The following is a 20,060-nucleotide window of genomic DNA, read 5'->3' on the forward strand; positions in this document are numbered from 1 at the left end:
CGAAGGAGGCCTGCAATGACAACGAAAACGTCGACGACGGGCGCCGCCGTGGCCGCCCGCGCCTGGCGCGGCATCGCGCCGTGGCTCGTGCCGCTCGCGCTGCTGGCCGTATGGGAGGTCGGCGCGCGCGTCGGCTGGCTGTCGACCCGCGTGCTGCCTGAGCCGCTGGCGGTCGTGCGTGCCGCGTGGTCGCTCGTGACGTCGGGCGAGATGTGGGCGAACGTGAAGGTCAGTACCTGGCGCGCGCTGTTCGGCTTCGCGATCGGCGGCGGCGTGGGTCTCGCGCTCGGGCTCGCAACCGGCCTGTCGAAAGCGGCGGAGGTCGCGCTCGATTCGACGATCCAGATGATCCGCAACATCCCCGCGCTCGCGATGATTCCGCTCGTGATCCTGTGGTTCGGCATCGACGAGAAGGCGAAGCTGTTCCTTGTTTCGCTTGGCGTGTTCTTCCCGGTTTACATCAACACGTATCACGGGATCCGCTCGGTCGACGCGAACCTGATCGAGATGGCGAAGAGCTATGGCGTGCGCGGCTTCGCGCTGTATCGCGACGTGATCCTGCCCGGCGCATTGCCGTCGATTCTCGTCGGCGTGCGCTTCGCGCTCGGGCTGATGTGGGTGATGCTGATCGTCGCGGAAACGATCTCCGCGCAATCGGGCATCGGCTACATGACGATGAACGCGCGCGAATTCCTGCAAACCGATGTGGTGGTGGTCGGCATCCTGCTGTATGCGGTGCTCGGCAAGCTGGCCGATGTGCTGGCGAAATGGATCGAGCGCGTGACGCTGCGCTGGCACCCCGCTTATCAATCAGGAGCAAAGGCATGAATGCGACGACTTCGGCGGCCGCCTACGGCCCGCTCGCCGGCGCAGACCTCGAGGCCGAACTGGTACAGGCGCGCGTGACGGACGACGACGCACGCGATGCGGCGATCGTCGATCGGGACGGCGGTGCATCCGTCGTTCCGCTCGCGCGGCGGCGCGCGGGCAGCCCGGCAGCCGACGACGCGGTGACGCTGTCGGGCGTCAGCAAGCGCTTCGGCACGCGCACCGTGCTCGACAACGTCGAACTCGGCATCGCGCGCGGCAGCTTCGTCGCGATCGTCGGCCGCAGCGGCTGCGGAAAATCCACGCTGCTGCGTCTCGTCGCGGGGCTCGAGGCGCCGAGCAGCGGTGCGCTCGTGACGCGCGGCGAGGGTGGCGGCACGCTCGACACCCGGATCATGTACCAGGATGCGCGACTGCTGCCGTGGAAGACCGTGCTGCAGAACGTGATGCTGGGCCTGGGCCGCGGGGCACGCGATCAGGCGCGCGCGGTGCTCGACGAAGTCGGGCTGCTCGAGCGCGCGAATGACTGGCCCGCCCAGCTGTCGGGCGGCCAGCGGCAGCGCGTCGCGCTCGCCCGCGCGCTCGTGCACCGGCCACAATTGCTGCTGCTCGACGAGCCGCTCGGTGCGCTCGACGCGCTGACCCGCATCGAGATGCATGCGCTGATCGAGCGCTTGTGGCGCGAGCATCGGTTCACCGCGCTGCTCGTCACGCACGACGTGCAGGAAGCCGTCGCGCTCGGCGACCGGATCCTGTTGATCGAGCAAGGGCGTGTCGCCCTCGATCAGTCCGTTCCGCTCGACCGGCCGCGTGCGCGCGCGTCGGCCGCATTCGCGGCGCTGGAAGACCGTGTGCTGCAACGCGTACTCGCCGGCGGGCCGGGCGGGGGCGAGCAGGGTGCGGTGCCTGAGGTGGAGCACGTACGACCGGTCGGGCAGATTCGCTGGGCCGTTTAAATCCGGGCGGCACCGGCCGCCCGTTCTCAGACTTTTTTCTTCGGAGCGATCAACCCGATGAGCATCACTGCAATTAACGTGCGTAACCAGTTCAAAGGCAAGGTGAAGGAGATCATTCGCGGGCCCGTGGTGTCCGAGGTCGACGTCGAGACGCCGTTCGGCATCGTCACGTCGGTGATCACGACGCGCTCGGTCGACGAACTCGAACTGAAGGTCGGCGCGGAAGTCGTCGCGCTCGTGAAATCCACCGAGGTGTCGATCGCGCGCCTTTGAGCGCGTTTCCGGTGCAGGGCGCCGCGGGCGGGCCGTCTGGTCGTCCGCGGCGCCCCTGTTTCATGGTCGAGCGTTTGCCTCGGTATTCGGCGTCAGGACGAAGTGCTAGGATGGAACGACACCGACGCCGGAGGCCAACGCATGACCCCCATCCTTTCTCCCGAAGCCATCGTGGCGCTGAAGTGGATCGACCAGTTCGGCGACAGCCGGCCGGTCCCTGCCGCGTTCGACGACGTCGTCTATGCGTTGCTGAACGAAGGGCTGATCTACCAGGCGGCGGCCGACCGTGTCGACCTGACCGCCGATGGCAAATCCGTTTTGTCCAACGAATACGATTGAGCACACGGCGCCGGCCGCCGCGGCGGCCTGGCGCCGTGTCGCCACGGAGCGAGCGATGGAACCGAGAGGCAGCGATCTCGGCGATTTCAGCGAGCCGTACCGCGGCTACGAGATCGAGGTGAAGACCGAGCAGGTGTGGGACGGCGAGCATGCGCACTACCGCGTGCTGCAGGGTTCGGCCGTGCGGATCGACTGGCGGCTCGTGAAAGTCGACGGGATGCTGCTGACCGAACGGCGCGTGATCGAGCGCGTGCTCGACGAGGCGCGGCGGGCCGTCGACGTCGAACTGGGCGATGGCGGGCCGGTCTAGTCAGGCTGCCGGGCCGGCTTGGTCGCGTTGCGGTAAAATGTCGGGTTGTTTCCCGCGCCGCTTGCTGCCCCGAATTCCATGTCCGTACCGTCCTCGCTTCCTCCCCGCCGCGTTTCCGTGGCCCCGATGCTCGACTGGACCGACCGTCATTGCCGGTCGTTCCATCGCACGCTGACGCGCGACACGTGGCTGTATACGGAAATGATCACGACGGGCGCGCTGCTGTTCGGCGACGCCCAGCGGCATCTCGCGTTCACGCCGAACGAATCGCCGGTCGCGCTGCAACTGGGCGGCAGCGAACGGGACGATCTCGCGCGCGCCGCGAAACTCGGCGAGCAGTGGGGCTACGACGAGATCAACCTGAATTGCGGCTGCCCGTCCGAGCGCGTGCAGCGCGGTGCGTTCGGCGCGTGCCTGATGAACGAGCCGCAACTCGTTGCCGACTGCGTGAAGGCGATGCGCGATGCGGTGTCGGTGCCGGTCACGGTCAAGCACCGGATCGGTGTCGACGCGGTCGAGGATTATGCGTTCGTGCGGGACTTCGTCGGCACGGTGGCGGAGGCCGGCTGCGAAACGTTCGTGGTGCACGCGCGCAATGCGATCCTGAAGGGGCTCTCGCCGAAGGAGAACCGCGAGATCCCGCCGCTCAAGTACGACTATGCGTATCAGCTGAAGCGCGATTTCCCGTCGCTGGAGATCGTGATCAACGGCGGGATCAAGACGCTCGACGAAGTCGCGCAGCATCTCGAGCACGTGGACGGCGTGATGCTCGGCCGCGAGGCTTATCACAACCCGTATGTGCTCGCGGGTGTCGATGCGCGCTTCTACGGGTCGACTGCGGCGGTGCCGACGCGCGAAGAGGCCGAGGCGAAACTGATCGAATACTGCGCGGCGGAACTGAAGCGCGGCACGTATCTCGGCGCGATCGTGCGGCATGCTCTCGGGCTCTATCGTGGCGTCGCGGGTGCGCGCGGCTGGCGTCGTGTGCTGTCCGACAACAAGAAGCTCGCGCGCGGCGATCTGGCCGTGTTCGACGAGGCGCGCACGCATCTGAACGATGCCGAAGAAATTTTTGAAAAAAATGCTTTGCAAGACGGAAAAGTCTTCGTATAATCTTGTTCTTCGCTGCTGAACACGAAACGAAACAGCGAAGAAACAAAGCAGTATCAGTGGTGGCTGTAGCTCAGTTGGTAGAGTCCAGGATTGTGATTCCTGTTGTCGTGGGTTCGAGTCCCATCAGCCACCCCAAAATTCTCAAACAAAACAGGCGCTTCGGCGCCTGTTTTGTTTTGTGCGGAAAATTCGATGCGATTGCATCGATTCGAGCCGCGCCATTTCCAGAGCGTTCTGCTCGCCATTCATCCATTTCGCGTCAGCCGACGAAAGCCGTTTCGATATTGAGACTGCGCGCCGAGTCACGTCACTCGCGCGTGGCTCGATTCATCGAGCGGCCGCTGCTCATGAGCCCCGCGAAGCGAAGCGGCGACCGGCTTCGCTCATCGTCTCGCAGATTGGCGGATTAAACCAATGACTTGGCACGAGCCGCCAATGCTTAATAGTCTTACATTCATGTAATGTATCGATTCCTCGTGCCCTTAGCTTTGCAGGGCCGTTCGGTCCCGACGCCCCGGAAGGCGTCGGGACATTTTTTTGGGCGGCGCTGCTGTCGAGGAATTGGAGAAAGCGGCAGGCGTCACGGTGCATTAAGCGATGACCACGGCATGACGCGCACTGCCGCACGCGACTCCCTGTGCAACCCGCCGTTGAAACATCGCGATTGCTACACTTTCCCTGCCTCCATCGCACAACGAGAGCGACCCTCGCATGCCGGAAAACCGCACCATCACGCTGCGCAACGCGACACCACACGACGCGGAACACATCGCTCGCTTGCACACGCTGAGCTGGCAGAACGCCTATAGCCATATCCTGCCGGCGGCCTATCTCGCCGATGAGGTGCCGACGGAGCACGCGACGCGGTGGCGAAACTATTTCGACCGCGCCGAAGCGGAGTGGGGCCTCGTGCTGATCGCCGAGTCCGACGGGGCGCCGGTCGGTTTCGTCAGCGCCGAAAGGCCGGTCGATCCGGCGCGCGGCGTCCTGCTCGATTGCCTTCATGTGCATCCCGCGCATCACGGAAGCGGTACCGGCAAGCGCATGATCGAAGCCGTTCGCGCATGGGCCCGCCATATCGGCGAGGACAAGGTTCATCTTTCGGTACTCGACGGCAACGTCCGCGCGATCGGCTTCTACGAGCACAACGGCTGGCGGTTGGCGGGCGTCGAAACCAGCTTCATCGGCCGCACGGAGGTCGCCGACCGGATCTACGTGATCGATGCCGGCACCGAACGCCAAGGCGGCACGCTGCACGACCGATGCCGCTGAAGATGAGGCGGCGCGTCCGTTACTCGCCGCAATACCGCACGAGCAAATCCGCCTCGGTTTCATGCACTTCGACAGGCAGGCTCGTTGCCCCTGCAAACGCCAGATAGCGCGCGCGATGCTGACCGTTCCGGAACGACGCGATGCCGACTTTCGACAGGCCCGGAAGGCCAAGCAGCGTCCGCGTTCTCGTCTCGCGAAACGTGATGAAGGGCATGTCGGGAATCCGGGCTTCGGCCGGATCGAGGAAATCGCGGATGCCGGCGGCCTTGCCGGGCGCCCAGTATTGAACCGACGGCAGCACATAGTCGGTCGTGTCGCGATCGGCGCACGCGAGCAGCTTCGCCAGGTCGACCGTCACGACGCGATGCCGCGAGTCGTCGGACGCGAATACCCGTTTGAGATGTGTATAGGCATAGGCGGGGTGTCCCGGAAGCTGGATGATCCAGACATCGACGCCGTCATGTTGTGCCCGAGCGACTGTCATTGTTTCCTTGGGTGGGGCAAGCGTTTTTTGTGGCGGGAGTGTAACAGCGCGGCTGCGGCTGCGGCCGCGGCCGCGGAGCACGCGGATACCCGGAATCGAGCCGGCGCAATCATGCGCGAAAGAATGCGGCACGGAATCGATCACGCAACGGGTATCGGTTACTGGACGGGTGCGGCCATGCATTTTCAGTCGCGGTCGACAGCTTGCGAGAATATCGCGATACTGCCTGTCTGCATGACGCGCGGTCCGGAATTCACACAAGATTCACGCGGCGCGTGAAACCGGACTGGCGCGGCACATCGATAAGAACCGAGAGAGCGGAGTGGCCGCAGAAAATCATGTCGCCTGAACTTGAGATCGAATATCTCGATTACCGCTTCACAGCGACGCTCGAAACCCGGGAAACGGGGCGGGTCGCCGTGACCGAATGGCAACTGGATTCCGTTTCCCGAAGCAAGACGCTCGCGTGGGTCGTGTTCGACCGTTTTCTGAAGCGCAACGACTTCGCCGACGAGGACGACGCGCGCGCCAGTATCGTCGACTGGCTGGAGCAACTGGTCAGCCCGCGAGGCGCGCCGCTCGTCAAAATCCCAGCCGCGAAGGCGGTCGCAGCAGGTGCTGCCGCTGGTACCGCCAGTGCGGTCGCCAGCGATTCTTCAGTCGAAGAAACCATCAGCGACGTCGTCGTCGAAATCGCCAGCGATCTCGACTGGATCGACATGATTGCGGAATGGTTCACGGACGGCCCGGCGTAGCGTCGGGTTCGCGCCGCTCCATCCAGAAATCCAGAAAAAGTGGGTTAGGTCGTGAAACGTCGTTTCACGAAAATCCGGAAAGAAAAGCGCGGATTCACGGAAAGCGGCATCACGCTGCTTTGACGATGCATGCGCGATACCGGAGACTGGCGCGATTTAAAAATCGCCGATATAAATCAAAAAAATCCGGACTCGAAACATGAAAAGAAGAACGCTGCTGATCGCCGGCACGATCGTCGCTGCCACCGGTCTGGCAGGATGTACCGCGATGCTGTTCGAAAACGGCCGATACGAAGAGACGGTCGATCGATTCCTCGTCAGCGAGGACGGCAAGAAATTCGTCGTGCTGGGCAACCAGTATCACTACATCTTCGACATGCCCGCGCATCTCGGCGCCGTGCTGGCCTCGTCCTACCGGAAGTCGATCGAGGCGGCGCTCCATGGATTCGTCGCACAGGGCAGCAAGATCTCGGGCGAATACCGGCTCGTGCTTTCACGCGCCGGCATGATGGACGACGATTGGGCGCGTGCGCAGGCGGACGGCTTTACGACGTCCCGTCAAGGCGAGCTGAGCATGGAAGGCGCGCTGAACGGTTCGCGCTATCGGGCCGACGGGTTTGAGCAGGGCAAGACGTGGTCGTCGTTTTCCCATACCTACACGATCGAGGTCGACGATCGCCTGACGAAGGGCGACAAGGCCGTTCGCGTGCTCGCGACGCCGGTCACGCTGGCGGCCGACGGCGTGATGATGATCGGGGCCGTCGTGTTGTTCCCGGTGATCGTCGCGGTCGCCGCGCCACTCGCCGGCGTCGCGCGCTGACCGCGACGTGCCGCATGCGGTGCCGGCGCGTGCGGGCTTTCCGGTTGAAAGGGTGAGTTGCCGCACAGACGGTCGCACGGGCCACGATGACAATCTGGCCGGTTGACCGTTCTACCCCGGCCCGGTCAACCGTTACCCCGCTCGCTCGCGCAGGAGCGGGGGCTTTTTGGCCGCACGACGCATGCAAGCCGCGTCGGCGGAACCGGACAGGCGTTCGGCAGACGACGTTTCGCGTCCCGGCATCCGTTCGCCTGATCCGCATGAATCGCATTCCTCGTGCGTGAGCGATCGCTTGGGGCCGATCGCCGGTTGCGGCCGGCAATGCCTGGATCCCGGCGGTACGCGGTCGCGCCGCCGGGATGCTTTTGATCCCGAACCCTCCACGGTCCGATCGCGCGTCACGCGCGTGTCAGCGCAATCAGCCTGCCTGCTCGACGCTGGTTTCCCAGCCGTCGTATTCGCCGCCGAGCGAGTGCACCTCGCGATTGATCTCGAGTGTATGGTGCGTGATGTCGGCCAGCACCGTCGTACCTTCGTGCGCGAACCGCACGGCCGATTTGCCGTCCTCGGTGGGCGCGACCGATTCGACCAGATAGCCTTTCGACTCGGCCCAGTCGGCGAACTGGTGCGCGTCGCTGGGGTCCGGGAAGTAGGCCCAGTGCATCACGCGCCGGCTCACGTCGCTCACGTCGCCTTTCTGCCGCAGCGCCTCGAGCACGCGCATGTCGCGCATCAGTTGCCAGTCGTCGTCGGTCGGGTAGAGCGTGCGCCAGTACGTTTCCTTGTCCGGATCGTCCTGATAGGCGTACTGAAGTGCGTAGGTCGTCTGTTCGGCCAGCGAGTCGACGATCTCGCCCGCGGCGGCTTCGTCGAACGGCACGTAGAACAGGAAATCCTGGTTGCCGTCGACCGTGATGCGGCCGACCTGCACGCCGTTTTTCGCGGTCACCGCGGCGTCCAGCAGATCCTCGATCTTCGTGAGATCGGCGAATTCGTCACCGCTCGGCAGGCCGTCGGGCGTCGGATGCGCAAGGGTGACGCGCACGCTGAGCAGCGACGTGCGCGGGTCGCTTTCGGCGATTTCCGCGAAGCCGTGATTGAAGCTGATGAAGGCCTGATGGTCGCCCATTCTGGCAGGGAAGGTTCCCCAGGCGTCGGTCATGTGTTTCTCCCGTGCACGATTGTCTGTTGACGGTTGCAAAGCGTCCCAATGTATCATCGAAAATCGCGTTGGCCGAAGCTGCGTGCCTGGGTGATCGCGCGTCCGGCGGGTCCGGTGGCGATCGAACGCGTGCTGTCGCGCCATCGCCGGTTTCCATCGTCGGGCGTTCGCCCGGCCGCAACCGTTTCGAAGGAGATTCCGATGTCGATGTTCGCGGTGAATGGTGTCCGAATCGATGTGCTCAGTGCGCGCGTGACGCACGTGCGCTGGGCGGCCGTCAATCCGGCGGACCGGTCGTGGGCGGCGACGCCGAGCGAGGCGTCGGTGGCGGAAGTGGCACGTGCGCTTGCGGCCGGCAACGACGTTCGTGCCGTATTTGACGAAGCGGACGGCACAGCGGTGGGGCCGAGGCTGAAGCGCGTGCTGTATCGCGACGCGTCGGAGGGGATCGAACTCGACATCGATGCGACGAGCGAGTCGCGCACGTTGCGCGACCTTCCGCAGATCTGAGCGGCGATCGGCGCGTGTTCCGCGAGCCGTGCCATCGCGCACGAGGCCATGCCCGGATGCGCGATCGCCCCATTGGAGGTCGCACGCGGCCTGATGCTCGCGCGTTGTCGGGCCGAACCTGTTCCGGCGCCTGTCGCGAACAAAAAAATGTCGTCCGGCGTGTCGATTTCCGTCGAGTCCGTCCGTCGTAGCATCGGAGGCGTGCGCATCGTGCGTCCGTCCCGATTTTCGACACGACAACCGACTGAAGGAGCGACACCCATGGCCACATCCGTCAAACCGATCCCGGAGGGGATGCGCACGCTGACGCCGCATCTGATCTGCGCCGGCGCCGCCGCAGCCATCGACTTCTACAAGCGCGCGTTCAACGCGACCGAACGGTTCCGCCTGCCGACCCCGGACGGCCGGCTCGCGCACGCATGCCTCGCCATCGGCGATTCGACGCTGATGCTCGTGGATGAAATGCCGGAGCACGGCGCACTCGGGCCGAAGACGCTGAAAGGCACGCCGGTCTGCCTGCACCTGTTCGTGCCGGACACCGATGCGGCGATCGCGCAGGCCGTCGCGGCCGGCGCGACAGTCACGATGCCGGCCGCCGACATGTTCTGGGGCGATCGCTATGGGCAAGTGGAGGATCCGTTCGGCCATCGCTGGTCGATCGCGACCCACCAGCGCGACCTGACGCCCGAGCAGATCGCGGAAGCGATGGCGAGCGCGCCGCCGTGCGGAGCCTGACCGGGCCGGGCGAATCCGGTTGAACGCGACTGAACGTGGCTCTTGGCCGCGCGTATCGGCGCGCGGCTCGTCCGCGCTCAGATGCCGGCGGCGTTGCTTCGCCGCTTGTCCGCGGATTCGTACCTGTGCCGATCGGCCGATCCGAGCCGGTCGGCGACCGCGCGATGCCGCGCGGGATCGTGTGTCGCTCGGCGCTCGCGCAAGCCGGGCGGCGTGCTTCGCTTCTGTCGATACCGCAACGCTCGACGAGCGCCCGTCGAGCAGCATCACGCATTCTCCATCGTGCTGCCACCACGCGTTGTAGCCGTGTCGATGCGATACGGACGCTTCACGCGTCGTGCGTTGCTGCCGGCCATGCAATTCGACGCCCGATGCTCAAGCTGTCCGACGTGATGCCGTAAACAGGGCAAGATCAATCGTTCATCTAACGCACCATGGTTCGAATTCTGTACGCGGGGTATCTCGCGTTGGCGCTGTATCTGCTCTATCCGATGGTCCAGAACACGTTGACCTTCAGTGCCGACTGCGTACTCGACGCGTTGCCTGGCGGTACGCGGGATCGGCCGAAGCCTTCGGCAAGCGATGCGCGTGCGCATGCCGGCCGGTGCGTCGCGGCCACGCAGATCGCCGAGCGCTCGCCCGACATCCACTGATTTCAACTGATTCCAGCGATCGCGGCGCCGTCATGCACGGTGTGCAGGCCATTCGGCCAGGTTGATCGCCATGCAATGCGCGCCGATCATCGACGCCATCACGGCGCGGATGTGCGACGACGGCGCGCGTCGGCTGCGTCGCACGCGAACGACGCCAGCAATCGCGCGCGGCGAAGCGTCAGTACGACGAGCGGTACGGCGTGCCCTGGTCGAAGCGGCTTTGCCAATGCGCGAGGTAGCGCGACGCGAGTTGCGGATTGTTCCAGACCACGACGACGTTTTCGGAATTGCGGCTGGCTGCCGAAGCGCTGTAGTTGAACGAGCCCGTCTCGACATGTTCGGCATCGATCACGAGGTACTTGTCGTGGTGGATCGCATAGGCGTCGATCGTGCGCGTCGGAATGCCCGCGTTGACGAGCAGGTTCAGCGCCTGCTTGCTGCTCTTCGCGCGATTGCCCTTGTCGTCCACGACGACCGCGACGTTCACGCCGCGTCGCTTCGCGGCGAGCAGCGCGCGCGTGACGGGCGGCGACGTGAACGAGTAGGCGGCCACGCGAATCGAGGTGCGCGCGGCGCCGATTGCCTTCAGCACGAGCACCTCCGCACCGCCATCGGGCGAGAACGCCGATTCGACGGACTGCGTGGCGGGCGCTTCATGGGTCGGGGTCGGCAGCAGTTGCGCGATGAAGTCGAACGCCTGCTGCAGCAGCGATTCATTGTGCGTCTTGCCGAAGGCGGCGAAGGGTGTGGCGATGAGGGAAGCAGCGAGGCAGGCGGCGGCGAGGCGTTTGCGCGACAACATCTTGGACAGCGAATCTTTTTTGAGACAGCGGGCCGTGAGTGTAACGCAGACACGGCGGCGCGGTCACGCCCGGATGCGAATGGACGACAGCTGGATGGCTGTCTGCAACGCCCGACGTGGCGATGTTCATCATGCCGCGCGGCGCCTGAATCGGCTCGGCAGTCGTGCCGGGTGACCGAAGTCGATGCGGTGTGCGCATGTGCGCAGACGGCACGGTCCCTGCGTGACGAACGGCACGCACGTGCGGGCGCAGGGGCAATGCGGCGTGCGATCGACGAGACGGGAACGGCAGACAGGGCGCGGCAACACGAACGATACGCGTCGAACGAAGACGCATGCAACACGCGCACGCATGATGGCCGCGCCGCGCTGTCATGGGCGTACCCATGTTCGTACGACCGGCGCTCAGCGCGACGCGTCAGGCATCGTGCGTTCCGGCCACCTCGTGCGCGACCCAGCCGGGCCCGGGTTCCGGCTGCACGTGGCGCGGGTCGAGCGGCTCACCGCACGCCGAGCACACCGCGACCGCATGCATCAGCTGGCCACAGGTGCGATGGCGCAATTGCACCGGCGGCCCCTGGCCGTCGTCCTTCCAGCGATCGCCCCAGGTCATCAGCGCGAGCAGGGCCGGGTACAGGTCGAGGCCTTTTTCGGTCAACCGGTATTCGAAGCGCGGCGGGCGTTCCTGATACGCGCGCTTGACCAGTACGCCTTCGTCGACGAGGCGCGCGAGCCGCTCGGCCAGTACGTGACGCGTGAGGCCCAGCTGCGTCTGGAATGCATCGAAGCGGCGGCAGCCGAGAAAGGCGTTGCGCAGGATCAGCATGGTCCAGCGATCGCCGAGCACGGCAAGCGTGCGCGCGACCGAGCAGTTCAGCGTACCGATGTCATCCCATTTCATGATCGAGTCTCGTGCGGCAGTTCAGCGAAGGAGCGGGTTCGATTATAGAACTGAGCTTCGGTTGCACCGGGCGCCGGCTGCATTGACAAGCCTGGCGCGCTTGTCAATAATCAGTTCCAATTTGGAACTTACTCGCGCGGCGACGCGCGTTCAATCAGGAGACAACCCGATGAATCCGCTTTCCCTGTCCGGTCTCGAACTGCTGCGCGCGGCGGCGGCAGGCGACGTGCCGCTCGCGTCGATCTCGGAGACGATGCCGATGCGGCCGCTGGGCGTCGAGCTCGGTTACGTGAAGTTTTCCGCGCGGGCGGACGGCCGGCACCTGAATCCGCTCGGCGGCGTGCACGGCGGATTCGCCGCGACGGTGCTCGACTCGGTCACGGGCTGCGCGGTGCATTCGATGCTCGACGCGGGCGTCGGCTACGGCACGGTCGACCTGCACGTGAAAATGCTGCGTCCCGTGCCGCGCGACGTCGACCTGATCGCGGAAGGGCGCGTGATTCACCTGTCGCGTTCGCTGGGTGTCGCCGAAGGCACGCTGAAAACGCCGGACGACAAGATCGTCGCGCATGCATCGGCGACCTGCTTCATTCAGCGGCCGCAGTAACGGGAGGCGTGGCGTCGTTACGCCCGGCGCGGTCGTCCGGCGCCATCCACCGGACGACGCGCGCGAAGGCGGCCGTATCCGTATCGGCGAGGGCTGAACGCACATCGAAGGCCGCCTGTAAGTGAACGCATCGGCCATCTGAAGCATTCGCTTCAGTGTGATAGCGTTTCTGCTTTCCACTGACGCGACAGGAACAGCATGGAATACCGCACACTCGGCGATTCGGGCATCGAGGTCAGCCTGATCGGTCTCGGCACGATGACGTGGGGCGAGCAGAATTCGGAGCGCGACGCGCACGAGCAGATCGATTACGCGCTCGGGCAGGGCGTCACGCTGATCGATGCCGCGGAAATGTATCCGGTTCCCCCGAAGCCCGATACCCAGGGCCGCACCGAGCAGTACATCGGCACCTGGCTCGCGCAGCATCGTGCGCAGCGCGACCGGATCGTGCTCGCGACGAAGATCGCGGGCCCGGCGCGGCAGCCGCACAATCCGCGCCATATTCGCGGCGAAGGCAACCAGTTCGACCGCAAGAACCTGACGGAGGCGCTCGACGGCAGCCTCAAGCGCCTGCAGACCGATTATGTCGACCTGTACCAGCTGCATTGGCCCGATCGCAGCACGACGACGTTCGGCCGCCCCGCGTATCCGTGGGTCGACGACGCGTATACGGTGCCGATCGAGGAAACGCTCGGCGTGCTCGCGGAATTCGTGAAGGCCGGCAAGATCCGCGCGATCGGCGTGTCGAACGAAACGCCGTGGGGCGTCGCGCAGTTCCTGCGCGCGGCCGAGAAGCTCGGGCTGCCGCGCATCGCGAGCATCCAGAATCCGTACAGCCTGCTGAACCGCACGTTCGAGAACGGCCTGTCCGAATTCACGCATCGCGACGGCATCGGCCTGCTCGCGTATTCGCCGCTCGCGTTCGGCTGGCTGTCCGGCAAGTACGAGAACGGCGCGCGTCCGGCCGGCGCGCGCATCACGCTGTTCGAGCGCTTCCAGCGTTACAGCAAGCCGCAGGCGGTCGAAGCGACGTCACGCTACGTCGCGCTTGCGCAGCGCCACGGGCTGTCGCCCGCGCAGCTCGCGCTCGCGTTCGTCAACAGCCGGCCGTTCGTGCGCAGCAACCTGGTCGGGGCGACATCGCTCGCGCAACTGAAGGAGAACATCGGCAGCATCGGCGTGAAGCTGTCCGACGAGATCCTCGCCGAGATCGACGCGCTGCACGAGCTGCAGCCGAATCCGGCGCCGTAAACGTCACGGTAAATGGCGCGCGGCACGGATGCCGCGCCGTCGTTTTGTTCGCGAGCGCGGTCAGCGCATCCCGAGCCGCGTGCGCGCGACCAGCAGTGCGATGAGACTCAACACGGCGCAACCGATCAGGTACAGCGCCGGCGACAGCCGGTTGCCGGTCGCGCTGATCAGCCACGTGATCACGAACGGCGCGAAGCCGCCGAACAGCGTGACGCCCGTGTTGTAGCTGACGGCGAGACCGGTCGCACGGGTCTGCGACGGAAACAGCTCGGCCATCAGCGCCGGCAGCGCGCCGCAGTACGTCGCCTTCAGCAGGCCGATCCAGATCAGCGCGGCGAGCATCGTCGCGAACGACGCGTGATGCGTGAGCCACGCGAACGTCGGCCAGACGGTGACGAGCATCAGCACGGCGGCTGCCGCCATCACGCGGATCCGTCCGGTGCGATCGGACAGGTGGCCGACGAGCGGCGTGACGAGCGTCAGCACGAAACCGGTCGCGAGCGTCGCCGCGAAGCCCGTCGATGCCGGCAGCCCGAGCTGCTTGATCGCGTACGTCGGCATGTACAGCACCATGTAGTTGATCGCGGTCGAGATCACGAGCACGCCGATCGACAGCAGCACGCGCATCTTCTGGTCCGCGAACAGTTCGCGCACGGGCGCTTCCGAGCGCGCCTGCGTCTTGAACTCGATGCCTTCGTCGACGTAGCGGCGGATGTAGAGCCCGACCGGGCCGATCGCGAGGCCGAACAGGAACGGCACGCGCCAGCCCCAGCTTTCGAGTTGCGCGGTGCTCAGCGTCGACGTCAGCAGTGCACCGAAGCCCGATGCGAGCAGCGTCGCGAGACCCTGGCTCGCGAACTGCCAGCTCGACATGAAGCCGCGCCGCTGCGGCGCGTGTTCGACGAGGAACGCGGTCGAGCTCGCGAATTCGCCGCCGGCGGAAAAACCCTGCATCAGCCGCGACAGCATGATCCCGAGCGGCGCGAGGATGCCGATCGACGCATAGGTCGGCATCAGCGCGATCAGCAGCGTGCCGGCCATCATCATCGCGATCGACAGCAGCAGCGACGCCTTGCGGCCCGCGCGGTCCGCGTAGGCGCCGAGCACGAAGCCGCCGATCGGCCGGATCAGGTAGGACAGCCCGAACGTGCCGAGCGTGAGCAGCAGCGAGGTCGCCTCGCTCGTCGCGGGGAAGAACAGCTTGGCGATCGTCACCGCGAAAAAGCCGTAGACGATCAGGTCGAACCATTCGAGCGCGTTGCCGATCGACGCGGCGAAGATGATGCGGCGGATCTTCGCGGTGCTGGGGCGCGCGGCGTCCTGCGAGGTCAGGGTGGTCGTATTCATCGTGTGAGCAGTCCCGAGAAAGGGGGCGAAGCGCGTTACAGGGCGGCGCCGGCCGCGGCGGGTGCCGCGCGGCGAACGGGCGGCGCGGCGTCGCCGAGATCCCAGAAGAGGCCGGCCATCATCTGCAGTCCTTCCCGCACGACGCTCGCGAGCAGGTGCTCGTCGGGCGCGTGCTGCGAGCACGCCGGATACGAGTGCGGCACCCACAGGGTCGGCAGCCCGAGCGTGTCGGCGAACACTTCGTTCGGCAGCGTGCCGCCGAGGTTCGGCAGGATCGCGGGCTTCTTGCCGGTCGTGCGCGCGAGCGACGCGACGGCCCAGCGGACCCACGGATCGTCCGGCGGCAGACGCGTCGCCGGTGCGCCGCGTTCGACGTCGATCTCGATGTCGGCGAAGCCGTGCGCATCCAGATGCGCGCGCAGGTGCGCATGCAGCGCCTCCCAGTCGGTGCCGACCACGAAACGCAGCTGGCAATGGGCATACGCGACGGGTGGAATAGCATTGACCGGATGGTCGGGATTACCGGCCTTGAACGCGAGGATCTCGAACGTATTCCAGCCGAACACGCGCTCGGCGGCAGAGAGGCCCGGCTCACCCCAGTCGGCGTCGAGCGCTGGGTCGCCGGGGCCGCCACCGACGGACAGGTCGGCGAGCGCGGCGCGCACGGCGGCCGGGATCGGCGGCGGGCGCAGCCCCGCGACGCGGATCGCGCCGCGCGCGTCGACGAGGCTTGCGAGCGCATTCGCGAGCACGGTCGCCGGGTTGCGCAGCAGGCCGCCCCAGTTGCCCGAGTGATGGCCGCCGTCGCGGGCGCGCAGGCTGAGCTTGAAGTTGACGGAGCCGCGCGAGCCGAGGAACACGGTGGGGCGTTCGGCGGTGAGGCGCGGCCCGTCGGACGCGATCAGCACGTCGGCCGCGAGCGTGTCGCGCTCCTGGCGGCACAGTGCGTCGAGGCCCGGCGACCCCGTTTCCTCGCCCATCTCGATCAGCAGTTTCGCGTTGAAGCCGAGCCGGCCGCCGCGCGCGGCGAGCACGCTCGCCAGCGCGGCCAGGTTGATCGTGTGCTGCCCCTTGTTGTCGGCACTGCCGCGGCCGTACCAGCGATCGCCGTCGACGGTCAGCGTCCACGGCGACAGCGGCGCGCGCCATTGCGCGTCGTAGCCGCGCACGACGTCGCCGTGGCCGTAGATCAGCACGGTCGGCAGTGCGTCGTCCTCGTGGCGCGAGGCCAGCAGGAACGGGCCGCCGCCGTCGGCCGGATTCTCGACGATCCGCGACGTGAAGCCGAGGCGCGCGGCCTCCGGTACGATCTCGTCGGTCAGGTAGGCGCGCAGCGCGGCGCCCGAGCCGCTGTCCTGGCTTTCGGTGCGCAGGCTGACGCGGCGGCTCAGGGTCGTGAAGAGCGCGCCCGATTCGAACTGGTTCAGCGCGTGCTGGATGGCGGCGGTACGGCTCAAGACGGGTCTCCTGTATCGGTTTTCCGGCGGGCGCGGCGCGCACGACCGGGAGTGCGATCGATTCTAGGAAGCGGTTTTTTTTGTCACAATGATCGAATTTCGAACATTTCTTTGCCGAAAAGGCAAAGCGGAGCGGCCTGGGCGACGGGCCCGGGGACAGAACGATGGCGGCTTTCCTGCATGGTCTTGCGCTGCGGTATTTCGTCGAAGTCGCGCGCACCGGCTCGATCAGCGACGCATCGGCGCGGCTGCACGTGGCCGTCTCGGCGATCAGCCGGCAGATCGCGAAGCTCGAGAGCGAACTCGGCGCGCCGCTGTTCGAGCGCCGGCCGCGCGGGATGGCGCTGTCGGAGGCCGGCGAACGGTTGCTGGGCTTCGCGCAGCGCAGCCTGCTGGAGGCCGAGCACGTGATGAAGGAAATCGGCGGGCTGGAGGCGCTGCACGGCAGCCTGCTGAAGGTCGCCTGCTCGGAAGGGTTCGCGATCGATTTCCTGCCGGGTGCGCTCGCGGGCTTCAAGGCGCGCCACCCGGGCGTCGATTTCTCGGTGTGGGTCGTGTCGCCGGCGGAGGCGACGCGGCGCGTGCGCGACGGCGATGCCGACATCGGGCTGACGTTCAGCCTGGCGCCGGAGCAGGGCGTACGCGTCGAACACACGGAGCGTGCGCCGGTCTTCGCGCTCGTGCGGCGCGACCATCCGCTCGCGGCACGCGATTCGGTGTCGCTCGCCGATGTCGCCCGGCACCCGCATGTGCTGCCCGAGGCCGGCACGACGGTGCGCCAGCTGATCGACATCGCGTGCGTGCTCGACGGGCTCATGCTCGAGCCGGAACTGACCAGCAACAACACCGCGGTGATGTACCGCTACGCGCAGCGTACCGGTGCGGTCATGTTCACCGGGCTGCTATCGGTGCGGGACCGCTTCGACGCGGACGGCTTCGTCGTCGTGCCCGTCACGAACCCCCAGCTGCGCGAGCGCAGCATCCAGGTGCAGACCATGGCGGGGCGCGATCTGCCCGCGTCGGTGCGCGCGTTTCGCGACCATCTGATCGACGTGATGAGCGCCGCGTCGCCGCCGCCGGTTGCCGCGCGCGGCCCGGGACGCCCGGGCGTGAGATAATCGCGAATCCGCCTTCCGTGCCCGTGCGGCTCGCCGAGCCGCATCGCCCCTGTTCGACGCCAAATTGAAGAACCTGATTGTCACCCTCGATCGCGCCGGCGAGTTCGACGAGATCATCGACGTGCGCACGCCGCTCGAGTTCGCCGAGGATCACATCCCCGGCGCGCTGAACGCGCCCGTGCTCAGCAACGAGGAGCGCGTGATCGTCGGCACGATGTACCGTCAGGTGTCGCCGTATGAGGCGACGCGCGTCGGCGCGGCGATGGTCGCACGCAACATCGCGCGCCATCTCGACACCACGTTTGCAGACCGTCCGCGCAACTGGCGGCCGCTGATCTACTGCTGGCGCGGCGGCAAGCGCTCGGGTTCGATGACGACCTGGTTCAACCTGATCGGCTGGCAGGCGCGCCAGCTCGACGGCGGCTACAAGGCGTACCGCCACTCGGTGTGCGCGACGCTCGACACGCTGCCGACGCGGTTTCGCTACATCGCGCTCGTCGGTCATACCGGCTGCGGCAAGACGCGGCTGCTGAACGCGCTACGCGACGAAGGGGCGCAGACGCTCGATCTCGAAGCGCTCGCGCGCCATCGCGGCTCGCTGCTCGGCGCGCTGCCGGGCAAGCCGCAGCCGTCGCAGAAGGGCTTCGATTCGGGGCTCGTCGAGACACTCGGGCGTTTCGACCCCGAATGGCCGGTGTTCGTCGAATCGGAAAGCCGAAGGATCGGGCTCGTGCACCTGCCGATCGCGTTGATCGACGCGTTTCACGCCGGGCCGTGGGTGCAGGTCGAGGCGGCGCACGACGAACGCATCGCGTTTCTCCTTGACGACTATGCCCACCTGTTCGACGAGCCGGCCGCGTTCAAGGCGCAGCTCAATCGGCTGATCGGCCTGCACAGCCGTGACGAGGTGGCGCACTGGCATGCGCTGATCGATGCCGACGCGCGGGCCGAGCTGTTCACCGAACTGATCGACAAGCATTACGATCCCGCCTATGCGCGCACCTACCGCGCCACGTACAACAAGCCGAACCGCGCACTGGCGTTTACTTTCCGGCCGAATGCGGCCGACGGGCGCGAGCAGGCGCGCGCGCTGCTCGACGCGCTCGCGCAGGCCGGGCTGCCGGCCTCGCCCGCCGCCGGCGGGGCGGCCCGAGCCGCCACCGACAACAACCCTACGACCACCGCACGATGACGACCACACGCACCCAACCCAGTCCGGCGCTCGGCTGGCTGACCTTCCTGCTGATCGCGGTCGCGGGACTGTTCTACGTGAAATGGTTCCCGTACTACAACAAGGCGTTCGTCGCCGCCGAGCATCATTCGATCGGCCAGTCGATCCTGATGGGCACGTCGGCGAGCGCGCCCGAGCCGTCGCTGAAGGCGGCGCTCGACTACGCATGGGCGTACGGCAAGGCGATCTGGCAGGCCATGGTGCTCGGCCTGCTGCTCGGTTCGGCCGTGCAGGCGCTGCTGCCCGCGCACTGGGTCGCGCGCGTGCTCGGCCGCACGGGCTTCGGCAGTGTCGCCGCGGGCGGCCTGCTGTCGCTGCCGGGCATGATGTGCACGTGCTGCGCGGCGCCGGTCGTCGCGGGCCTGCGTGCGCGGCACGCGTCGCCGGGCGGCGCGGTCGCGTTCTGGCTTGGCAACACGGTGCTGAATCCGGCCGCGCTGGTGTTCATGGGCTTCGTGCTCGGCTGGCACTGGAGCGCGTTGCGGCTCGTGCTCGGCATCGCGATGGTGTTCGGGATCGGCTATCTGCTGAACCGCATCGCGCGTCCGGAGGACCGCAGTATCGACGACGCGCAACTCGCCGCGCTGGTGGCCGAACAGGCTGCCGCCGGCAATCCGTTCGTCCGCTGGATGAAGCTGCTCGCACGCATGGCCGTGCGGCTCGTGCCCGAATACATCGTGCTCGTGCTGCTGCTCGGCGCGGCGCGCGCGTGGCTGTTCCCGCATATCGGCCCGGACATCGGCAACCATCTCGGCTGGATCATCGCGTTCGCGGTCGCGGGGACGTTGTTCGTGATCCCGACGGCCGGTGAAGTGCCGATCATCCAGGCGATGCTGTCGCTCGGCATGGGCGTCGGCCCGGCCGCCGCGCTGCTGATGACGCTGCCGCCGATCAGCGTGCCGTCGCTCGCGATGCTCGCGCGGTCGTTCAAGCCTTACATGCTGGCGATCGTCACGGGCCTCGTCGTCGTGTTCGGGATCGTGAGCGGGCTGCTCGCGATCGCATTCGGGTTCTGACGGACTCGCGGACGGGACGGCGAGCGGGCGCGACGGCCGGACAAGTCCGGCTCGCGTGGCCGATCGAGGCGCGGGGCACGACATGCCCGGCTGCCGGCGACCGGACCCTGCGCGATGGCC

At 66.7% G+C, this 20,060-nt stretch carries 23 protein-coding genes and 1 tRNA gene; 18 read left to right on the top strand and 6 right to left on the bottom strand.

Annotation, left to right across the window (positions count from 1 at the left end; all coding sequences use genetic code 11):
* The first annotated feature begins 15 nt into the window (after positions 1-15).
* The 8 genes from ssuC (at position 16) to DIE12_RS31460 (ending at position 5,091) form a co-directional block, all read left to right on the top strand.
* Positions 16-828: an aliphatic sulfonate ABC transporter permease SsuC gene (gene ssuC / locus DIE12_RS31425; protein ID WP_124522233.1), complete on the top strand. Its 813-nt coding sequence runs from the start codon at positions 16-18 to the stop codon at positions 826-828.
* Complete coding sequence (locus DIE12_RS31430) at positions 825-1,784, top strand: ATP-binding cassette domain-containing protein (protein ID WP_124522225.1); 960 nt, start codon at positions 825-827, stop codon at positions 1,782-1,784. The genes ssuC and DIE12_RS31430 overlap by 4 nt, the downstream gene beginning before the upstream one ends.
* A gap of 57 nt (positions 1,785-1,841) precedes the next feature.
* Positions 1,842-2,057 carry a molybdopterin-binding protein gene (locus DIE12_RS31435; RefSeq protein ID WP_006400187.1) on the top strand — a complete coding sequence of 72 codons (216 nt, stop codon included), beginning with the start codon at positions 1,842-1,844 and terminating at the stop codon, positions 2,055-2,057.
* A gap of 141 nt (positions 2,058-2,198) precedes the next feature.
* Positions 2,199-2,396, top strand: coding sequence for a hypothetical protein (locus DIE12_RS31440; protein WP_044845064.1), 198 nt, complete (start codon positions 2,199-2,201; stop codon positions 2,394-2,396).
* A gap of 55 nt (positions 2,397-2,451) precedes the next feature.
* Entirely contained in the window at positions 2,452-2,706 is a 255-nt protein-coding gene (locus DIE12_RS31445; RefSeq protein WP_124485687.1) for a hypothetical protein, read from the top strand.
* 126 nt (positions 2,707-2,832) lie between these two features.
* Positions 2,833-3,819 (top strand): tRNA dihydrouridine(20/20a) synthase DusA, encoded by a 987-nt coding sequence (gene dusA / locus DIE12_RS31450; RefSeq protein WP_044845062.1) that lies wholly within the window; start codon positions 2,833-2,835, stop codon positions 3,817-3,819.
* Positions 3,820-3,878: 59 nt separating this feature from the next.
* A tRNA-His gene (locus tag DIE12_RS31455) sits at positions 3,879-3,954 on the top strand.
* A gap of 576 nt (positions 3,955-4,530) precedes the next feature.
* Positions 4,531-5,091, top strand: a complete 561-nt coding sequence (locus DIE12_RS31460) for a GNAT family N-acetyltransferase (RefSeq protein WP_124485553.1) — start codon at positions 4,531-4,533, stop codon at positions 5,089-5,091.
* A 19-nt stretch (positions 5,092-5,110) separates the two neighbouring features.
* On the opposite strand, the gene DIE12_RS31465 is transcribed toward DIE12_RS31460, so the two are convergent.
* The gene (locus tag DIE12_RS31465; RefSeq protein ID WP_044845051.1) at positions 5,111-5,575 is read right to left on the bottom strand and encodes a plasmid fertility inhibition factor family protein; all 465 of its coding nucleotides are present in this window, start codon (positions 5,573-5,575) and stop codon (positions 5,111-5,113) included.
* A gap of 338 nt (positions 5,576-5,913) precedes the next feature.
* On the opposite strand from DIE12_RS31465, the gene DIE12_RS31470 reads away from it, so the two are divergent.
* Both DIE12_RS31470 and DIE12_RS31475 read left to right on the top strand, forming a co-directional pair.
* Entirely contained in the window at positions 5,914-6,330 is a 417-nt protein-coding gene (locus tag DIE12_RS31470) for a hypothetical protein (protein WP_124522223.1), read from the top strand.
* A gap of 199 nt (positions 6,331-6,529) precedes the next feature.
* Positions 6,530-7,150, top strand: a complete 621-nt coding sequence (locus DIE12_RS31475; RefSeq protein WP_185500320.1) for a hypothetical protein — start codon at positions 6,530-6,532, stop codon at positions 7,148-7,150.
* Between the two features lie 418 nt (positions 7,151-7,568).
* Here the strand turns inward: DIE12_RS31475 and DIE12_RS31480 are convergent, their stop codons facing one another.
* The gene (locus tag DIE12_RS31480) at positions 7,569-8,312 is read right to left on the bottom strand and encodes a DUF695 domain-containing protein (RefSeq protein WP_044845048.1); all 744 of its coding nucleotides are present in this window, start codon (positions 8,310-8,312) and stop codon (positions 7,569-7,571) included.
* Between the two features lie 201 nt (positions 8,313-8,513).
* Between DIE12_RS31480 and DIE12_RS31485 the strand changes: the two genes are divergently transcribed.
* From DIE12_RS31485 to DIE12_RS31495, 3 genes are all read left to right on the top strand, one after another.
* Positions 8,514-8,822 (top strand): phosphatidylserine/phosphatidylglycerophosphate/cardiolipin synthase, encoded by a 309-nt coding sequence (locus DIE12_RS31485; protein WP_124522221.1) that lies wholly within the window; start codon positions 8,514-8,516, stop codon positions 8,820-8,822.
* 261 nt (positions 8,823-9,083) lie between these two features.
* Positions 9,084-9,557 (top strand): VOC family protein, encoded by a 474-nt coding sequence (locus DIE12_RS31490; RefSeq protein WP_124522219.1) that lies wholly within the window; start codon positions 9,084-9,086, stop codon positions 9,555-9,557.
* Positions 9,558-9,991: 434 nt separating this feature from the next.
* The gene (locus DIE12_RS31495) at positions 9,992-10,210 is read left to right on the top strand and encodes a hypothetical protein (RefSeq protein ID WP_124485550.1); all 219 of its coding nucleotides are present in this window, start codon (positions 9,992-9,994) and stop codon (positions 10,208-10,210) included.
* 178 nt (positions 10,211-10,388) lie between these two features.
* Here DIE12_RS31495 and DIE12_RS31500 read toward each other — a convergent pair whose 3' ends face one another.
* Positions 10,389-11,012 carry a phospholipase D family protein gene (locus tag DIE12_RS31500; RefSeq protein ID WP_124522217.1) on the bottom strand — a complete coding sequence of 208 codons (624 nt, stop codon included), beginning with the start codon at positions 11,010-11,012 and terminating at the stop codon, positions 10,389-10,391.
* A 418-nt stretch (positions 11,013-11,430) separates the two neighbouring features.
* Entirely contained in the window at positions 11,431-11,913 is a 483-nt protein-coding gene (locus DIE12_RS31505; protein WP_044845044.1) for a helix-turn-helix domain-containing protein, read from the bottom strand.
* A 169-nt stretch (positions 11,914-12,082) separates the two neighbouring features.
* Here DIE12_RS31505 and DIE12_RS31510 point away from each other — a divergent pair, with 169 nt between their 5' ends.
* Both DIE12_RS31510 and DIE12_RS31515 read left to right on the top strand, forming a co-directional pair.
* On the top strand, positions 12,083-12,520 hold the full coding sequence (locus tag DIE12_RS31510; RefSeq protein ID WP_124485548.1) for a PaaI family thioesterase: 438 nt from the start codon (positions 12,083-12,085) through the stop codon (positions 12,518-12,520).
* Between the two features lie 198 nt (positions 12,521-12,718).
* Positions 12,719-13,771 (top strand): NADP(H)-dependent aldo-keto reductase, encoded by a 1,053-nt coding sequence (locus tag DIE12_RS31515; RefSeq protein WP_044845042.1) that lies wholly within the window; start codon positions 12,719-12,721, stop codon positions 13,769-13,771.
* Positions 13,772-13,831: 60 nt separating this feature from the next.
* Here the strand turns inward: DIE12_RS31515 and DIE12_RS31520 are convergent, their stop codons facing one another.
* Together DIE12_RS31520 and DIE12_RS31525 are read right to left on the bottom strand one after the other, a co-directional pair.
* Positions 13,832-15,118: an MFS transporter gene (locus DIE12_RS31520; protein WP_124522215.1), complete on the bottom strand. Its 1,287-nt coding sequence runs from the start codon at positions 15,116-15,118 to the stop codon at positions 13,832-13,834.
* Between the two features lie 35 nt (positions 15,119-15,153).
* Positions 15,154-16,575 (bottom strand): M20 family metallopeptidase, encoded by a 1,422-nt coding sequence (locus tag DIE12_RS31525; protein ID WP_124522213.1) that lies wholly within the window; start codon positions 16,573-16,575, stop codon positions 15,154-15,156.
* Between the two features lie 164 nt (positions 16,576-16,739).
* Between DIE12_RS31525 and DIE12_RS31530 the strand changes: the two genes are divergently transcribed.
* The 3 genes from DIE12_RS31530 (at position 16,740) to DIE12_RS31540 (ending at position 19,940) form a co-directional block, all read left to right on the top strand.
* Complete coding sequence (locus DIE12_RS31530) at positions 16,740-17,693, top strand: LysR family transcriptional regulator (protein WP_124485544.1); 954 nt, start codon at positions 16,740-16,742, stop codon at positions 17,691-17,693.
* Between the two features lie 64 nt (positions 17,694-17,757).
* Positions 17,758-18,885 carry a tRNA 2-selenouridine(34) synthase MnmH gene (gene mnmH, locus DIE12_RS31535; RefSeq protein ID WP_124522211.1) on the top strand — a complete coding sequence of 376 codons (1,128 nt, stop codon included), beginning with the start codon at positions 17,758-17,760 and terminating at the stop codon, positions 18,883-18,885.
* Entirely contained in the window at positions 18,882-19,940 is a 1,059-nt protein-coding gene (locus DIE12_RS31540) for a permease (RefSeq protein ID WP_044843616.1), read from the top strand. The genes mnmH and DIE12_RS31540 overlap by 4 nt, the downstream gene beginning before the upstream one ends.
* Positions 19,941-20,060 lie beyond the last annotated feature (120 nt).

The sequence above is a fragment of the Burkholderia sp. Bp9015 genome, assembly GCF_003853505.1.
Lineage (GTDB): Bacteria > Pseudomonadota > Gammaproteobacteria > Burkholderiales > Burkholderiaceae > Burkholderia.

Bases quoted from the DNA above. Each gene is read 5' to 3' on its own strand.
- DIE12_RS31475 (WP_185500320.1), top strand. From the start codon at position 6,530: ATGAAAAGAAGAACGCTGCTGATCGCCGGCACGATCGTCGCTGCCACC.
- dusA (WP_044845062.1), top strand. From the start codon at position 2,833: ATGCTCGACTGGACCGACCGTCATTGCCGGTCGTTCCATCGCACGCTG.
- DIE12_RS31480 (WP_044845048.1), bottom strand. From the start codon at position 8,312: ATGACCGACGCCTGGGGAACCTTCCCTGCCAGAATGGGCGACCATCAG.
- DIE12_RS31485 (WP_124522221.1), top strand. From the start codon at position 8,514: ATGTCGATGTTCGCGGTGAATGGTGTCCGAATCGATGTGCTCAGTGCG.
- DIE12_RS31505 (WP_044845044.1), bottom strand. From the start codon at position 11,913: ATGAAATGGGATGACATCGGTACGCTGAACTGCTCGGTCGCGCGCACG.
- DIE12_RS31540 (WP_044843616.1), top strand. From the start codon at position 18,882: ATGACGACCACACGCACCCAACCCAGTCCGGCGCTCGGCTGGCTGACC.
- DIE12_RS31490 (WP_124522219.1), top strand. From the start codon at position 9,084: ATGGCCACATCCGTCAAACCGATCCCGGAGGGGATGCGCACGCTGACG.
- DIE12_RS31520 (WP_124522215.1), bottom strand. From the start codon at position 15,118: ATGAATACGACCACCCTGACCTCGCAGGACGCCGCGCGCCCCAGCACC.
- DIE12_RS31510 (WP_124485548.1), top strand. From the start codon at position 12,083: ATGAATCCGCTTTCCCTGTCCGGTCTCGAACTGCTGCGCGCGGCGGCG.
- DIE12_RS31430 (WP_124522225.1), top strand. From the start codon at position 825: ATGAATGCGACGACTTCGGCGGCCGCCTACGGCCCGCTCGCCGGCGCA.
- DIE12_RS31515 (WP_044845042.1), top strand. From the start codon at position 12,719: ATGGAATACCGCACACTCGGCGATTCGGGCATCGAGGTCAGCCTGATC.
- DIE12_RS31470 (WP_124522223.1), top strand. From the start codon at position 5,914: ATGTCGCCTGAACTTGAGATCGAATATCTCGATTACCGCTTCACAGCG.
- DIE12_RS31495 (WP_124485550.1), top strand. From the start codon at position 9,992: ATGGTTCGAATTCTGTACGCGGGGTATCTCGCGTTGGCGCTGTATCTG.
- DIE12_RS31445 (WP_124485687.1), top strand. From the start codon at position 2,452: ATGGAACCGAGAGGCAGCGATCTCGGCGATTTCAGCGAGCCGTACCGC.
- DIE12_RS31435 (WP_006400187.1), top strand. From the start codon at position 1,842: ATGAGCATCACTGCAATTAACGTGCGTAACCAGTTCAAAGGCAAGGTG.
- DIE12_RS31460 (WP_124485553.1), top strand. From the start codon at position 4,531: ATGCCGGAAAACCGCACCATCACGCTGCGCAACGCGACACCACACGAC.
- DIE12_RS31500 (WP_124522217.1), bottom strand. From the start codon at position 11,012: ATGTTGTCGCGCAAACGCCTCGCCGCCGCCTGCCTCGCTGCTTCCCTC.
- DIE12_RS31465 (WP_044845051.1), bottom strand. From the start codon at position 5,575: ATGACAGTCGCTCGGGCACAACATGACGGCGTCGATGTCTGGATCATC.
- DIE12_RS31440 (WP_044845064.1), top strand. From the start codon at position 2,199: ATGACCCCCATCCTTTCTCCCGAAGCCATCGTGGCGCTGAAGTGGATC.
- ssuC (WP_124522233.1), top strand. From the start codon at position 16: ATGACAACGAAAACGTCGACGACGGGCGCCGCCGTGGCCGCCCGCGCC.
- DIE12_RS31530 (WP_124485544.1), top strand. From the start codon at position 16,740: ATGGCGGCTTTCCTGCATGGTCTTGCGCTGCGGTATTTCGTCGAAGTC.